The following is a 15,075-nucleotide window of genomic DNA, read 5'->3' on the forward strand; positions in this document are numbered from 1 at the left end:
TATAGAACAAAGAATTTACAGATAAAATGAGAAGTCTATTCTCTTTATTCTATTTTCTATATTCTAAAAATTAAGATAATGAAATTCGATATAAATACAATAACACGTGAAAACGTAAAAAACCTAAAGCCTTATTCGTCTGCCAGAGATGAGTTTGAAGATTTTGATACCGCAGAAATGATTTTTTTGGATGCCAACGAAAATCCGTTTCAAAATGGGGTAAATCGTTATCCTGATCCGCAGCAGAATTCGGTTAAAGCGATTTTGGCTAAAAATAATACCGTAAAACCAAGTCAGATTTTGCTTGGAAACGGAAGCGATGAAGTTTTAGACTTACTTTTTAGAGCTTTCTGCGAACCAAAAATCGACAATATTATTTCGTTACCGCCAACGTATGGAATGTACAGCGTTTTGGCAAACATAAATGCGGTAGAAAACAGAGAAGTTTTACTTTCAACAGATTTTCAGCCACAAGTAGAAAAGATTTTAGATAATGTTGATGACAACACGAAAATCATCTTTTTATGCTCGCCAAATAATCCAACCGGAAATTCTTTTGCAGATGAAAGCGTGGTAAAATTGCTTCAAAACTTTAAAGGTTTGGTGGTAATTGACGAAGCATATATTGACTTTTCGGAGAAAGAAAGCTGGCTGACAGAAATCGACGAATATCCAAATTTAGTGATTACACAAACACTTTCAAAAGCCTATGGTTTGGCTGGAATTCGTTTAGGAATTTGTTATGCTTCTGAGGCTGTAATTTCTGTTTTAAATAAAATAAAACCTCCGTACAATATAAACGAATTAACGCAGCAAAGGGCTATTTTGCGTTTGAAAGATTCGGGTAAAATAAAACAGGAAATCACTTCTATTATTGAGCAAAGAGAAGAGTTACTTAAAGTTTTACTTGAAGTAAATTTTGTTGAAAAAGTATATCCTACAGAAGCTAATTTTGTATTGGTAAAAGTGGATGATGCCAACAAAAGATACAATGAATTAATTGCAAAAGGAATCGTAATCAGAAACAGAACAACGCAGCCTTTATGCGAAAACTGCCTGCGTTTTACGATTGGAATTCCAGAAGAAAATGCAATTTTAATTAAAGAATTGAAGTTATTGAAATAAAAACGAATATGCCACAGCTTAAACAGATCAAATGATTTTTTCACGCAGATTTTGCTGATTAAAGCAGATTAATTTTGATTTTTAGTTATTAATAATTTGCGTTCATTTGCTCAAATCTTTTAAAATCTGCGTGAAATAAAAAAAGAAAAATCATTTTAATCTGCGAAATCTATGGCAGAAAAAAATATAATATATGAAAAAAGTACTTTTTATCGATCGTGACGGAACGATTGTTTTAGAACCTGAAAATTATCAGTTAGACAGCCTGGATAAATTAGAATTTTATCCAAAAGCATTTCAATATCTGGCTAAAATTGCCAGCGAATTAGATTATGAATTGGCAATGGTAACCAATCAGGACGGTTTGGGAACGGATAGTTTTCCGGAAGATACGTTTTGGCCAACGCAAAATTTTATACTGAAAGCCTTTGAAAATGAAGGAGTTTTGTTTGATGATATTTTTGTAGACAGATCATTTCCGGAAGATAATGCGCCAACGCGCAAGCCAAGAACCGGAATGCTAACAAAATATCTTGATAATCCGGCGTATGATTTGGCAAATTCGTTTGTTTTAGGTGATCGTTTAACTGATGTTGAATTGGCAAAAAATCTTGGTGCAAAAGCGATTTTCATCAATATGACAGAAGGAATTGGAAGCAACGAAATTTCGGCTAAACGCGAAGAATTAAATGATACAATTATCTTGCAAACAACAAGTTGGAAGACAATTTATGATTTTTTGAAACTGGAAGCACGTTCCGCTACAATTACACGTAAAACCAATGAAACGGATATTTTTATCGATTTAAATCTGGACGGAACAGGAAAAAGCAAAATCGAAACGGGAATTGCTTTTTTTGATCATATGTTAGATCAAATTTCGCGTCACGGACAAATGGATCTGGAGATTTTGGTAAAAGGAGATTTGGAAGTTGATGAACACCACACGATTGAGGACACTGCAATTGCTTTAGGTGAAGTTTTTGCAAAAGCACTCGGAAATAAATTAGGAATCGAACGTTATGGTTTCTGTTTGCCCATGGACGATTGTTTAGCGCAGGTTGCCATTGATTTTGGCGGTAGAAACTGGCTGGTTTGGGAAACGGAATTTAAGCGCGAAATGGTTGGAAAAATGCCAACAGAAATGTTTTATCATTTCTTTAAATCGTTCTCTGACGGTGCAAAAGCCAACATCAACATTAAAGCCGAAGGAACAAACGAACACCATAAAATTGAAGCAATTTTTAAAGCTTTCGCAAAAGCCATAAAAGTAGCCGTAAAAAGAGATACAGAAAAAATGATTTTGCCTTCGACGAAAGGGATGCTTTAATTAAGTCAAAAGTTGAAAGTCATAAAGTCAAAAGGTTTCTGTATTATGGATAACAAAAGCGACTTTAAGACTTTGGACTTTGGACTTTAAGACTAAATAAAATGAAAATAGTAATTATAAATTACGGAGCAGGAAATATTCAGAGCATTATGTTTGCTATTGAAAGGCTTGGTTTTAAAGCTGTTTTGAGTAATGATCGGGACGAAATTCTGGCGGCAGATAAAGTGATTTTCCCCGGAGTTGGCGAAGCGAGTTCGGCGATGAAAAAACTAAAAGAAAGTGGGTTGGATAGTTTGATTCCGAATTTGAAACAGCCTGTTTTAGGAATTTGTCTGGGAATGCAGTTGATGTGTAATTCATCTGAAGAAGGAAATACAAAAGGCTTAGGGATTTTTGATGTTGATGTGATTAAATTTACTTCAAAAGTAAAAGTGCCTCAAATGGGATGGAATCAGATTTATGATTTAAAATCGGATTTATTTAAGGATATTCCAGAGCATGAATTCATGTATTTGGTACATAGTTTTTACGCGCCAAATTGCGATGATGCCATTGCTACCACAGATTATGAATTAGAATATGCTTCGGCTTTACAGAAAAATAATTTCTACGGAACTCAGTTTCACCCTGAAAAAAGCGGCGCTGTCGGAGAGAAAATACTGGAAAATTTTCTTAACTTAAATTCCAAAGAATAAATTTCAAATTCCAATTTTTAAATCAATATCAATTGCAATATCAAAAATCAATTTCAATTTTAGAATCTAAAATCTAAAATCTGAATTCTAAAATATTAAAACATGAGAATAATACCAGCCATAGATATCATTGACGGAAAATGTGTTCGCTTGTCAAAAGGCGATTATGACACTAAAATAATTTACAATGAAAATCCGCTTGAAGTAGCGAAATCATTTGAAGCACACGGAATCGAATATTTGCATTTAGTAGATCTTGACGGCGCAAAATCGAGCAAAATTGTCAATTATAAAATATTAGAACAAATTGCGACACAAACGAGTTTACAAATTGATTTTGGAGGCGGTTTAAAATCTGATGAAGATTTAAAAATTGCTTTTGAAAGTGGTGCGAGCCAAATTACTGGCGGAAGTATTGCGGTAAAAAACAAGGAAATTTTCGAAAAGTGGATTTCAGAATATGGTTCTGATAAAATTATTTTGGGAGCAGATGCAAAAGATGAAAAAATTGCGGTTTCCGGCTGGTTAGAAGACTCAGATGAAGATTTGATTCCGTTCATTAAAGAGTATATGAAAAAGGGAATTGATTATGTAATCTGTACTGATATTGCAAAAGATGGAATGCTGGAAGGACCAAGTTTTGATCTTTATAAAAAAATATTAGAGCAAGGAACGGTAATTACGGATGATAAAACCATCTCAAGAAAAGTAAAATTGATCGCTTCGGGCGGAATTTCAACATTTGACGAATTACCAAAATTAGCACATTTAGGCTGCGAAGGAACCATAATTGGAAAAGCAATTTACGAAGGCAGAATTACCTTGAAACAACTGGAGAATTATATTATTGGTAAAATGTAAAAAGTGAATTGTAAAATGAGAGTTTTAGGTTTTACAAGTAACATTTCACATTTTACATCCAACAATTAACAAAAGAAAAATGTTAGCAAAAAGAATTATTCCTTGTTTGGATATAAAAAACGGAAGAACTGTAAAAGGGGTTAATTTCGTTGACTTGCGCGATGCGGGAGATCCTGTAGAACTGGCTAAAATTTATTCAGACGAAGGGGCTGATGAATTGGTTTTTCTCGATATTTCGGCTACGGAAGAGCGCAGAAAAACGCTCGTGAATATGGTACGAAGTGTTGCGGAAAAAATCAATATTCCGTTTACAGTTGGCGGTGGAATCTCGTCTGTAGAAGATGTTGAAATTCTGTTGAATAACGGCGCTGATAAAGTTTCGATCAATTCATCGGCAGTAAAAAATCCACAGTTAATTAATGATTTAGCTCAGAAATTTGGAAGCCAATGTGTTGTTGTCGCCATTGACGCCAAACAAATTGACGGACAATGGATTGTGCATTTAGTGGGCGGAAAAGTGCCGACAGAACTAAATTTATTCGATTGGGCGGTTGAAGTGGCAGAACGCGGTGCAGGCGAAATCTTATTTACTTCAATGGATAATGACGGAACTAAAAATGGCTTTGCAAATGAAGCTTTGGCTAAATTATCATCATTAATTAATATTCCGATTATTGCTTCCGGAGGTGCGGGAAATATGCAGCATTTTGTAGATTCATTTAAACAAGGAAAAGCAGATGCGGCTTTGGCTGCGAGTGTTTTTCACTTTAAAGAAATTGAGATTAAAGCTTTGAAAGAAGAGCTTAGAAATAATGGTATTGAAGTTAGACTTTAGAGAATAGAGAATAGAAAATAGAGAATAGAAAATAGAGTATAGAAAATAGAGTATAGAATATAGAAGAAAGATATTAGAAGCAAGATTATAAATAATGGTAATACTATAGAAGTTCGAATCTAGTTTTATCTTTAAGACTTTCGACTTTAAAACTTTAGACTAAAAATTATGGACATAGATATAAAAAGCGCACACGGATTGATTCCGGCAATAATTCAGGATTCAGAAACAAAGAATGTTTTGATGTTGGGATATATGAATGAAGAGTCGCTTCAAAAAACAATAGAAACTCAAAAAGTGACTTTTTTTAGCCGATCCAAACAAAGACTTTGGACAAAAGGCGAGGAGAGCGGCAACTTTTTAAATCTTGTAGATATTAAAAATGACTGTGACGGCGATACGCTTCTAATTCAGGCAAAACCTGTTGGGCCAACGTGTCACACGGGCACTGATACGTGTTGGCAGGAAGAAAACAAGGAAAATTATGGCTTTATTTCGAGTTTAGAAAACACAATAAAAACCAGAAGAGAGAATGCCGATTCTGAGAAAAGTTATGTGGCTTCTTTATTCGAAAAAGGAATCAATAAAATTGCTCAAAAAGTAGGCGAAGAAGCGGTTGAAGTTGTTATTGAAGCAAAAGATAATAACGACGATTTGTTTCTTAGCGAAAGCGCTGATTTATTGTTTCACTATTTGATTTTATTGCAGGCAAAAGGTTTTGAATTGAATGATGTTGTGGAGGTTTTGAAAAAACGCCAGAAGTAGTAGATTTGTCATGTAGACCGAAGGGAGAAGTCGCACAAGATATTCCGTTTCTAAAAGCGCCAATCTTTGTCGAATTACTAGTGCGATTTCTCGTGCCTCGAAATGACAAAAATGCGGCAAACAAAAAGGGGATAAAGAATCCGCGTTTTCGCATAGCGAATCCGTGTCATCCGCGTGCCATTCAACACTATTCCACAAACTCAAAAACAGTAAATTCCTGCGGTTGATGAAAACCAAATTTAAAACTCTTATAAGGTTGTAATGCAAGATATTCAGTTGTGTTACCGTAATCAATTCTAAAGGTATTTCCTTTCCATTTTGCACCAACTTTTGGCTTGGTAAAATTGCCGTTTTTTATCTTTTCCAAGCTTGAAAACGGAATCTTTATTTCGGTGCAAAATCCTTCTGGAGTTGTTTTACTTACAGCTTCCATTTCCAGAATATCAAAAGCCATCGAGGCATTCCATCCGCCACAATTTTGAGATGGGCATTTGATTAGCATGTCATAATTTGTGGAAAAAGCATTTACGCCAATTTCCAGATAATTTTGTCCGTCTCCATCAGGATCAAGAAAAATTTCTACTAAATCATCGGTATTATAAATTTGAGAATCTTTCTTTTGGGAACTTCCTACTATTTTGGAATCTTGAGAACGAAAGGCGATATATAGATTTTTGTCATTCCACGAAAGTGAAACATAAGTATTTTGAGTGGCTTTTTCTCCGGAATTATGAATTACAAAAGGACTTGAAAAAGGTATTTTCCAATCTGTTAAATCACCGTCAATGATAATTTTTTCATTTGTTTTATGAACCGGAATGGTTTGCGCGTAGTTTATCAGAGAAAATAACAGCAATAAAATAGTTAGGTTTTTACTCATTTTTATAAGGTATATATTTTTTCGAACGGCTAATTAACAATTAAATTTCGGTATTAAATTTTCTGAAGATAAATTGTAAACTTATTAAAAAATTAGATCGAATGTTTATTTTTGTTGAAGACTAAATTCAGTTTATTAGCTTATTTATCTCAAATTTATAAATAATGAAAAAATACTTTGGTGGCGTTTTTATCGCCTTTTTGATTGGTTTTTCTGCCAATGCACAAGGACTTCTAAACAAGTCTGAAACGGTTTTTACGCATCAGGATACACTTCGCGGAAGCATTACGAAAGAAAGATCCTGGTGGGATTTAAAATATTATCATCTTGATATTAAGGTAAATCCGGCGGACAGAACAATTACAGGTTCAAACACGGTTCGTTATTCTGTTTTGACGGAGTACAATAAAATGCAGATTGATTTGCAGGAACCAATGCAAATTTACAAAGTAGTGCAGGATGGAAAGGAATTGAAATTTAAAAGAGACGGAAATGCTTTTTTTATTGACTTAACGGCGCAAAAAGTTGGTGAAACTAAGGAAATCGTAATTTCATTTGGAGGAAAACCAAAAGAAGCCGTTCGCCCACCCTGGGATGGAGGAATTACGTGGAAAAAAGATAAAAACGGAAAAGATTTTATAGCTTCATCTTGTCAGGGTTTAGGCGCCAGTATTTGGTGGCCAAACAAAGATCATATGTATGATGAAGTCGAAAATATGCTGATTAGCGTGAATGTTCCGGGTGATTTAACGGATGTTTCTAACGGAAGACTGCAAAGCGTTAAAAAACAAAAAGACGGTACAAAAACTTTTAATTGGTATGTTTCGAACCCAATTAATAATTATGGCGTAAATATAAATATTGGCGATTACGTTAATTTCTCTGAAAAATATAAAGGCGAAAAAGGCGATTTAGATTGCAGTTATTATGTTTTAAGAGACAATCTGGCTGTAGCAAAAGAGGAATTTAAGGACGCGCCAAGAATGCTTAAAGCGTTTGAAAACTGGTTTGGTCCTTATCCGTTTTACGAAGACAGTTACAAATTGGTTGAAGCGCCGTATTTGGGTATGGAACACCAAAGCAGTGTTACGTATGGAAATAACTTTAAAAAGGGATATAATGGTACTGATATGAGTGGAACGGGCTGGGGATTAAAATATGATTATATTATTATTCATGAGTCTGGACACGAATGGTTTGCCAACAATATTACGTATAAAGATATTGCTGATATGTGGATTCATGAGAGTTTTACGACGTATTCTGAAGCGCTTTTTGTAGAATTTTATTACGGTAAAGAAGCGGCTAATGAATATATAAGAGGGATTCGAAAAATGATTCGAAATACAAAACCTATTATTGGATTTTATGATGTAAATGTTGAAGGATCAGGAGATATGTACCCGAAAGGAGCAAATATGATTCACACGATTCGTCAGGTTATTAATGATGATGCAAAGTGGAAATCGATTTTAAGAGGCTTAAATAGTACTTTTTATCACCAAACAGTAACGACAAAACAAATTGAAGATTATATAAGTACACAATCCGGTATTGATTTTAGTAATGTATTTGATCAGTATTTAAGAACGGCTCAGGTTCCTACTTTTGAATATTATTTTAGGGATCAAAAGTTAATTTATCATTGGATAAATTGTGTTGAGAAATTTGATTTGCCTTTGAAAGTAACTTTAAACGGCGTCGAAACCTGGCTAAAACCTACAACTGAATGGAAAGCAGAGAATGCAAAAGCGGATATACCAACTTTAGTGACAGATAAAAACTTTTATGTTACTGAATTTGATATTACGAAGTAAATTTCTAAATAGCTACAAACCAAACCCAGCAATCTTTGTTGGGTTTGGTTTTTTTATTGGGAAATCATAAAATTTTAGAAAACTTAATTCGAATGTTTACATTTGTTGCAGATTAAGTCCCGATCCAGAAGCTTCGGGACGAGATAAATACCCTATTTATTCCAAATTTATAAAAATGAAAAAATACTTTGGTGGCGTTTTCATCGCCTTTTTGATTGGTTTTTCTGCCAATGCGCAAGGACTTTTGAGCAAGTCTGAGACGGTTTTTACACATCAGGATACACTTCGCGGAACTATTACGAAGGAAAGAGCCTGGTGGGATTTAAAATATTATCATCTTGATGTAAAAGTAAATCCAGGTGAAAAAACGATTACGGGTTCAAATACAGTTCGTTATACTGTTTTGACTTCGTATAATAAAATGCAGATTGATTTGCAGGAACCAATGCAAATTTACAAAGTAGTGCAGGATGGAAAGGAATTGAAGTTTAAAAGAGACGGAAATGCTTTTTTTATTGATTTAACGGCTGCGCAAAAAGTTGGTGAAACTAAAGAAATCGTAATTTCATTTGGAGGAAAACCAAAAGAAGCCGTTCGCCCGCCTTGGGATGGAGGAATTACGTGGAAAAAAGATAAAAACGGAAAAGATTTTATAGCTTCATCTTGTCAGGGTTTAGGCGCCAGTATTTGGTGGCCAAACAAAGATCATATGTATGATGAAGTTGAAAATATGCTGATTAGCGTTAATGTTCCGGGCGATTTAACGGATGTTTCTAACGGAAGACTGCAAAGCATTAAAAAACAAAAAGACGGTACTAAAACTTTTAATTGGTATGTTTCGAACCCAATTAATAATTATGGCGTAAATATCAATATTGGTGATTACGTTAATTTCTCAGAAAAATTTAAAGGCGAAAAAGGTGATTTAGATTGTAATTACTACGTTTTAAAAGATAATCTGGCTGTTGCAAAAGAGCAATTTAAAGACGCGCCAAGAATGCTGAAAGCGTTTGAAAACTGGTTTGGACCTTATCCGTTTTACGAAGACAGCTATAAATTGGTTGAAGCGCCATATTTGGGTATGGAACACCAAAGTAGTGTTACTTACGGAAATGCATTTAAAAATGGTTATTTAGGTCGTGATTTAAGCGGAACGGGCTGGGGATTAAAATTTGATTTTATTATTATTCACGAATCAGGTCATGAATGGTTTGCCAATAATATTACATACAAAGATATTGCTGATATGTGGATTCATGAGAGTTTTACGAACTATTCTGAAAGCCTTTTTGTGGAGTATTATTACGGAAAAGAAGCTGGAGCTGAATATGTAAGAGGCTGCAGAAAAAACATTCATAATGACACGCCAATTATCGGACATTATGATGTAAATAACGAAGGATCTGGTGATATGTATCCAAAAGGTGCAAATATGCTGCACACAATTCGTCAGGTTATTAATGATGATGCAAAATGGAAATCGATTTTGAGAGGTTTAAACAGTACTTTTTATCACCAAACAGTAACTTCTAAACAAATTGAAGATTATATAAATACGCAGTCAGGAATTAATTTCAATAGAGTATTTGCACAATATTTGACTACAACTCAAATTCCGGTTTTTGAATATATGTTTAAAGATGGTCAATTAGGATATCACTGGACAAATTGTGTAGCAAAGTTTGATATGCCGGTAAAAGTAAAAATTAACGGTGTAGAAACATGGTTAAAACCAACTACAGAATGGAAATCAGAGAAAATAACGGGTGATCAAAAAACGGTTGAAGTTAATAAAGATTTTTATGTAACGAGTTCTAATATTGTAGAATAAAGTTTTAAAAATTCCAATCCCGAAGTTTCGGGATAAATCCCAAATTCTAATAATTAATTGGAATTTGGGATTTTTTATGTTTAGTAAACCCGACAGTCCCGAAACCTCGGGATTAAAAAGCTGTCGAGTTTGTTGTTACGAAAGCTTTGTCATTTCGACCGAAGGGAGAAATCACATGAGAGATTCCGTTCCTAGAAGCGCCAATCTTTGACGAGTTACGCGTGTGATTTCTCCCTACGGTCGAAATGACAAAAAAAGAAGAAGCTGATTTGGGTTTTCTATCTAATGTTAATTTTATTTTTTGTACGAATATTACCGTTTTATTTTTTAATTTAGATTGTATTAATCTGAATATGAATAAATAAGCGTAATCCGAAAAGCTAAAAGAGTAGGAAACAAATCAAAATCAAACTATTATGAAAAATTTAAAAAACCTAAAAAACATTGAAATTCTAAGTAAGACTGCTCAAAAATCTATTTCCGGAGGTATTCCTTTATGCGTTATATTATGCGGCGAAGCGGGAGGAGTTATTTCGAATACGCCGGGCAGAGGAGATGTTTGTCAGCCGGGAACTACAGTTTGTTGTTATTGCAGATAAAACACGTAAAGCCTTGTCATTCTGAGGAACGAAGAATCTTCATAAGGAACTCCGCAACGAGAATCCAATCTTTGGCGAGCTACTCGTGGAGATTCTTCGTTCCTCAGAATGACAAAACTGGCGTAAGAGAAACCCGACAGGTTTTTAATCCCGAGGCTTCGGAACTGTCGGGTTTGTTGGTATAAATAACAAAAAAGAAACCCTAACGGCTATTCAATTTTGCTTTTTCCTTGATAATATCAGCAATTTTTCTGTTTTCAATTTTACTTTCCAGCCATGAAATAATGTCTAAATAAAGAAATGCTCTTTTTTCGTAGGTATTCTTCTCAAGTTCAACAAAACGGGCATGCATCTTTTTGAACTCTTTTTTAATATCGGCTGGATATAGGTTATTCAGGCTTCTCAGGAACTTAATAATTTCTTTTTGAACTTCGTGTAGGTCGTTCATTTTGATTAGAAATTTATAGGTGTTTTTAAGATGATTTTCTAAATAATAATCTTTTCCTAATTCATAATGTGCGATCAACGACAATAATCTGGCAAAGCACATTAAGTCTTCGCGCATGGTTAGGTTTTTGTTATTGATGATTTTATCTAAATAAAAAATGCATTCATTATACTTTTCATTTCCAAAATAAATCGAAGCAATTTTGTAGAAAAACAACATTTCGTGATGTTCGTCAAGATGTTCGCTGTGAATTTTGATTTTCTCCAGAATTTCCGGAATCAAATATTCACTCTCTTCAAAAGTTCCTTCAAGAATATGTAGATTTAATTTATTGTTATATACATATAAAAATGATAGCGATGCAATGTTGTCGTTTACAGGAAATTTAGGATCTGCAATTGTTTCTTCTAAAAGCGTTAAATATTTCCTGAAATTCGATTGGTATTTCAACATATACAAAGACTCCAAAAAGTAATGATTTCCTTTTAAGAAAAATACCGGATTCTGATAAATCATGTTTGGATTATCATAAAACAATGTAACCCATTTATAAGCGTATTTATAACTGGCTAAGAAATCCTGAACCAGGAAACTGCGCCATAAATTGGCATTATAAAACCAATATTTTTCGCGGAAACCAAATTTAGTTTCGTCTAGTTTTGCAATATGTTTATTAAAATAATCGTCTATATATTTATATTCTTCGTCATTTTTTACGTAACCGGTTTTCAGCATGATTCCGTAAAGCTGCAGGGATAAATTCGATAATTTGCTTGAAATTGTATTTCGGTAATTTAATTCTTTGGCCTGAATCACCAATTCATCGGCGCGACCCTGAATACTTCGGGTAATATATTGCGATTCGATTAGTTTTTCGAATTCTACAATTTCATACGCCATATATTTTTCGTCATTTTCAAGCGCAATAATTTTGGTTTTATCCAGAATTTTCAAACTCTGTTTATACAATCCTTTATTATATAAAATACCTGCAAAATCTATTTGTTCACGCAATTGATATCGAATATTCTGACTTGGAATATTTAATCTAATACTAACTAAAATTTGCTTGTATAAGTATGATTTTAAGTTAGATAGCTGTATTTTTTTAATGATTCCGCTTTTTAAAATAAGCTTTTCATCGTAGTTTTCAGATTTATCTAAAATATTAAATAATTCGATGAATTTGGTATTCGAACTGGTTTCTAATCGGCTTGCAAAAATTTTAAACTGTCTTTTTTCAGATTTCGAAAGCGATTTTATTAATACAAATAAGAAATCTTTTTGATGGTTAGCCATTGTAAAATATAATAGTGTAACTTATTGGTTATTAGTTATTTAATACGTTATAAATTGTGTTATAAACAGTATAATTTCATTAAAATGAATTTCGTACTGAAGAAGTACAATATATATTTGTTATCAAGATGTGAAATTACATTAAATAAATGAATATGAATAGAGAGAAAGTTCAAATTTTTGACACCACTTTGCGCGATGGTGAACAAGTTCCAGGATGTAAGTTAGATACTAAACAAAAATTAGTTATCGCAGAACGACTTGACAAAATGGGAGTTGATATCATCGAAGCAGGTTTTCCTGTGTCAAGTCCGGGCGATTTTTTATCGGTCTCTGAGATTTGTAAAATTGTAGAAAATGCAACGGTCTGCGGACTAACAAGAGCTGTAAAAAACGACATAGATGTTGCTGCAGCTGCTTTAAAGCATGCTAAAAGACCTAGAATCCACACCGGAATCGGAACATCTGAATCTCATATACTCCATAAATTAAATACCACAAGAGAAGATATTATTGCCAGAGCAAAATTTGCTGTATCTCACGCAAAATCTTATGTAGAAGATGTTGAGTTCTACGCAGAAGATGCCGGAAGAACTGATAACGCTTTTCTTGCAAGAGTTTGCGAAGAAGTAATTAAATCAGGCGCAACTGTATTGAATATTCCTGATACCACAGGATATTGTTTGCCGGAAGAATATGGGGCAAAAATTAAATATTTGAAAGAAAACGTAAAAGGTATCGAAAATGTGATCCTTTCATGTCACTGTCATAATGATTTAGGAATGGCAACTGCAAACTCTATTGCAGGCGCTATAAATGGAGCAAGACAAATAGAATGTACTATTAATGGTATTGGTGAAAGAGCCGGAAACACGGCACTTGAAGAAGTGGTGATGATTTTTAAACAACATCCTTACCTTAATTTAGACACTAACATTAATACGAGAGAATTGAACGAAATGAGCCGTTTGGTTTCTGAAAGTATGGGAATGATTGTGCAGCCAAATAAAGCGATTGTTGGTGCAAATGCTTTTGCACACAGTTCTGGAATTCATCAGGATGGTGTTATCAAAAACAGAGCAACGTATGAAATAATGGATCCGCTTGATGTGGGCGTAAATGAATCATCAATTATTTTAACAGCAAGAAGCGGAAGAGCTGCTTTGGCTTATCGTGCTAAAAAAGTAGGTTACGAGCTTACAAAAGTACAATTGGATATTGTATATGTTGAGTTTTTGAAATTTGCCGACATCAAAAAAGAAGTTGTTGATGCTGATATTCATCAGATTATTGAAGCTTCAAAAATTGAAGGCGATTTAATTAGAAGCTAGTTGGGAAGAATATAGAAGAAAGAGAATAGAAGAAAGACGAAAGAACAAAGACAAAAAATAAAGATTTAAATACATAAAGAACGAGACGTTATGAATTTGAAAATAGCAGTTTTACCAGGAGACGGAATTGGACCGGAAGTAATTTTACAAGCCAAAAAAGCTTTACATGCTATTGGTGAGGTGTACAATCATGAATTTGTTTTTGAAGAGGCGCTCATGGGAGCGATTGCAATAGATAAAACAGGAAATCCGCTGCCGGAGCAAACGCTAAACCTTTGTTTAAATACTGATGCTGTTTTATTTGGAGCCATTGGTGATCCTAAATATGACAATAATCCAAATGCAAAAGTTCGTCCGGAGCAGGGATTATTAAAGCTTCGTAAAGAACTGGGATTGTTTGCTAATATTCGTCCTATAAAACCTTATAAATCACTAATTGATGCATCTCCTTTAAAAAGAGAAATTATCGAAGGTGCTGATTTTACTATTTTCAGAGAATTAACAGGCGGTGCTTATTTTGGAGCTAAAACATTAAATGAAGAAGGAACACATGCTTCGGATTTATGTGAATATTCAGAGGAAGAAATCACCAGAATTGCACATTTGGCTTTTAAATCGGCACAAAACCGACGCAAAAAGTTAACGATGGTTGATAAGGCCAATGTTTTGGAAACCTCCAGATTATGGAGAAAAGTAACTCAGAAAGTGGGCGAAAGTTATCCGGATGTTCTTTTAGACTTTTTATTTGTGGATAATGCAGCCATGCAGTTGATTTTAAATCCGAAACAATTTGATGTGATTTTAACAGAGAATTTGTTTGGAGATATTTTATCAGATGAAGCCAGCGTTATTACAGGTTCTATTGGTTTATTGGCTTCGGCATCTTTAGGAGAAAAAAATGCGCTTTTTGAACCAATTCACGGTTCTTATCCTCAGGCAAAAGGAAAAAATATTGCCAATCCAATTGCTTCAATTTTATCTGCGGCGATGTTGCTGGAACATTTTGGTTTGTTTAAAGAAGCAAATGTAATTTATCAGGCAGTCGAAAAAGCAATTGAATTTAAAGTAGTTACGGTTGACTTAAAACCAGATTCAAAATTTGGCACAAATGAAGTAGGGGAGTTCGTTTCTAATTTCATTTTTAGCAAAGATGATCTGTTGTATTTTAATAATGATAATGTTCATATCGGTCAATCGACGATTGTTTAGGTTTTTTATTAAAATAATGAAATAAATAACAAGAAGTATTGTAAATGTTG

Annotated in this window: 13 protein-coding genes; 11 read left to right on the forward strand and 2 right to left on the reverse strand. The window is 33.8% G+C overall.

Features of this window, described 5'->3' with window-relative positions; all coding sequences use genetic code 11:
- Positions 1-78: 78 nt before the first annotated feature.
- The 6 genes from hisC (at position 79) to hisIE (ending at position 5,611) form a co-directional block, all read left to right on the forward strand.
- A complete protein-coding gene (gene hisC / locus OLM54_RS05710) occupies positions 79-1,125 on the forward strand; it encodes a histidinol-phosphate transaminase (protein ID WP_264537630.1) in 1,047 nt (348 codons plus the stop codon).
- 193 nt (positions 1,126-1,318) lie between these two features.
- Positions 1,319-2,455: a bifunctional histidinol-phosphatase/imidazoleglycerol-phosphate dehydratase HisB gene (gene hisB / locus OLM54_RS05715; RefSeq protein ID WP_264537631.1), complete on the forward strand. Its 1,137-nt coding sequence runs from the start codon at positions 1,319-1,321 to the stop codon at positions 2,453-2,455.
- A 101-nt stretch (positions 2,456-2,556) separates the two neighbouring features.
- Entirely contained in the window at positions 2,557-3,150 is a 594-nt protein-coding gene (gene hisH / locus OLM54_RS05720) for an imidazole glycerol phosphate synthase subunit HisH (protein ID WP_264537632.1), read from the forward strand.
- A gap of 102 nt (positions 3,151-3,252) precedes the next feature.
- Positions 3,253-4,011: a 1-(5-phosphoribosyl)-5-[(5-phosphoribosylamino)methylideneamino]imidazole-4-carboxamide isomerase gene (gene hisA / locus OLM54_RS05725; protein WP_264537633.1), complete on the forward strand. Its 759-nt coding sequence runs from the start codon at positions 3,253-3,255 to the stop codon at positions 4,009-4,011.
- Between the two features lie 79 nt (positions 4,012-4,090).
- On the forward strand, positions 4,091-4,846 hold the full coding sequence (gene hisF, locus OLM54_RS05730; protein ID WP_264537634.1) for an imidazole glycerol phosphate synthase subunit HisF: 756 nt from the start codon (positions 4,091-4,093) through the stop codon (positions 4,844-4,846).
- A 168-nt stretch (positions 4,847-5,014) separates the two neighbouring features.
- Positions 5,015-5,611: a bifunctional phosphoribosyl-AMP cyclohydrolase/phosphoribosyl-ATP diphosphatase HisIE gene (gene hisIE / locus OLM54_RS05735; protein ID WP_264537635.1), complete on the forward strand. Its 597-nt coding sequence runs from the start codon at positions 5,015-5,017 to the stop codon at positions 5,609-5,611.
- A gap of 187 nt (positions 5,612-5,798) precedes the next feature.
- Here hisIE and OLM54_RS05740 read toward each other — a convergent pair whose 3' ends face one another.
- The gene (locus OLM54_RS05740; RefSeq protein WP_264537636.1) at positions 5,799-6,491 is read right to left on the reverse strand and encodes a carbohydrate-binding family 9-like protein; all 693 of its coding nucleotides are present in this window, start codon (positions 6,489-6,491) and stop codon (positions 5,799-5,801) included.
- A gap of 164 nt (positions 6,492-6,655) precedes the next feature.
- On the opposite strand from OLM54_RS05740, the gene OLM54_RS05745 reads away from it, so the two are divergent.
- From OLM54_RS05745 to OLM54_RS05755, 3 genes are all read left to right on the forward strand, one after another.
- The gene (locus OLM54_RS05745; protein ID WP_264537637.1) at positions 6,656-8,308 is read left to right on the forward strand and encodes a M1 family metallopeptidase; all 1,653 of its coding nucleotides are present in this window, start codon (positions 6,656-6,658) and stop codon (positions 8,306-8,308) included.
- 175 nt (positions 8,309-8,483) lie between these two features.
- Complete coding sequence (locus OLM54_RS05750) at positions 8,484-10,139, forward strand: M1 family metallopeptidase (RefSeq protein ID WP_264537638.1); 1,656 nt, start codon at positions 8,484-8,486, stop codon at positions 10,137-10,139.
- A 416-nt stretch (positions 10,140-10,555) separates the two neighbouring features.
- On the forward strand, positions 10,556-10,738 hold the full coding sequence (locus OLM54_RS05755) for a hypothetical protein (RefSeq protein WP_264537639.1): 183 nt from the start codon (positions 10,556-10,558) through the stop codon (positions 10,736-10,738).
- Between the two features lie 202 nt (positions 10,739-10,940).
- On the opposite strand, the gene OLM54_RS05760 is transcribed toward OLM54_RS05755, so the two are convergent.
- On the reverse strand, positions 10,941-12,485 hold the full coding sequence (locus OLM54_RS05760; RefSeq protein ID WP_264537640.1) for a hypothetical protein: 1,545 nt from the start codon (positions 12,483-12,485) through the stop codon (positions 10,941-10,943).
- 155 nt (positions 12,486-12,640) lie between these two features.
- Here OLM54_RS05760 and OLM54_RS05765 point away from each other — a divergent pair, with 155 nt between their 5' ends.
- Positions 12,641-13,816, forward strand: a complete 1,176-nt coding sequence (locus OLM54_RS05765) for a 2-isopropylmalate synthase (RefSeq protein WP_264537641.1) — start codon at positions 12,641-12,643, stop codon at positions 13,814-13,816.
- Between the two features lie 90 nt (positions 13,817-13,906).
- The gene (gene leuB, locus OLM54_RS05770; protein ID WP_264537642.1) at positions 13,907-15,025 is read left to right on the forward strand and encodes a 3-isopropylmalate dehydrogenase; all 1,119 of its coding nucleotides are present in this window, start codon (positions 13,907-13,909) and stop codon (positions 15,023-15,025) included.
- The last annotated feature ends 50 nt before the right edge of the window (positions 15,026-15,075 follow it).

Origin of the sequence: Flavobacterium sp. N1736 (assembly GCF_025947065.1) — a bacterium.
In the GTDB taxonomy this organism is placed as follows: Bacteria; Bacteroidota; Bacteroidia; order Flavobacteriales; family Flavobacteriaceae; genus Flavobacterium.

What these genes read in the sequence shown, in the direction of transcription:
- OLM54_RS05765 (WP_264537641.1), top strand. Translation starts at nt 12,641, where the DNA reads ATGAATAGAGAGAAAGTTCAAATTTTTGACACCACTTTGCGCGATGGT.
- OLM54_RS05740 (WP_264537636.1), bottom strand. Translation starts at nt 6,491, where the DNA reads ATGAGTAAAAACCTAACTATTTTATTGCTGTTATTTTCTCTGATAAAC.
- hisH (WP_264537632.1), top strand. Translation starts at nt 2,557, where the DNA reads ATGAAAATAGTAATTATAAATTACGGAGCAGGAAATATTCAGAGCATT.
- hisC (WP_264537630.1), top strand. Translation starts at nt 79, where the DNA reads ATGAAATTCGATATAAATACAATAACACGTGAAAACGTAAAAAACCTA.
- OLM54_RS05745 (WP_264537637.1), top strand. Translation starts at nt 6,656, where the DNA reads ATGAAAAAATACTTTGGTGGCGTTTTTATCGCCTTTTTGATTGGTTTT.
- leuB (WP_264537642.1), top strand. Translation starts at nt 13,907, where the DNA reads ATGAATTTGAAAATAGCAGTTTTACCAGGAGACGGAATTGGACCGGAA.
- hisB (WP_264537631.1), top strand. Translation starts at nt 1,319, where the DNA reads ATGAAAAAAGTACTTTTTATCGATCGTGACGGAACGATTGTTTTAGAA.
- OLM54_RS05755 (WP_264537639.1), top strand. Translation starts at nt 10,556, where the DNA reads ATGAAAAATTTAAAAAACCTAAAAAACATTGAAATTCTAAGTAAGACT.
- hisA (WP_264537633.1), top strand. Translation starts at nt 3,253, where the DNA reads ATGAGAATAATACCAGCCATAGATATCATTGACGGAAAATGTGTTCGC.
- hisIE (WP_264537635.1), top strand. Translation starts at nt 5,015, where the DNA reads ATGGACATAGATATAAAAAGCGCACACGGATTGATTCCGGCAATAATT.
- hisF (WP_264537634.1), top strand. Translation starts at nt 4,091, where the DNA reads ATGTTAGCAAAAAGAATTATTCCTTGTTTGGATATAAAAAACGGAAGA.
- OLM54_RS05750 (WP_264537638.1), top strand. Translation starts at nt 8,484, where the DNA reads ATGAAAAAATACTTTGGTGGCGTTTTCATCGCCTTTTTGATTGGTTTT.
- OLM54_RS05760 (WP_264537640.1), bottom strand. Translation starts at nt 12,485, where the DNA reads ATGGCTAACCATCAAAAAGATTTCTTATTTGTATTAATAAAATCGCTT.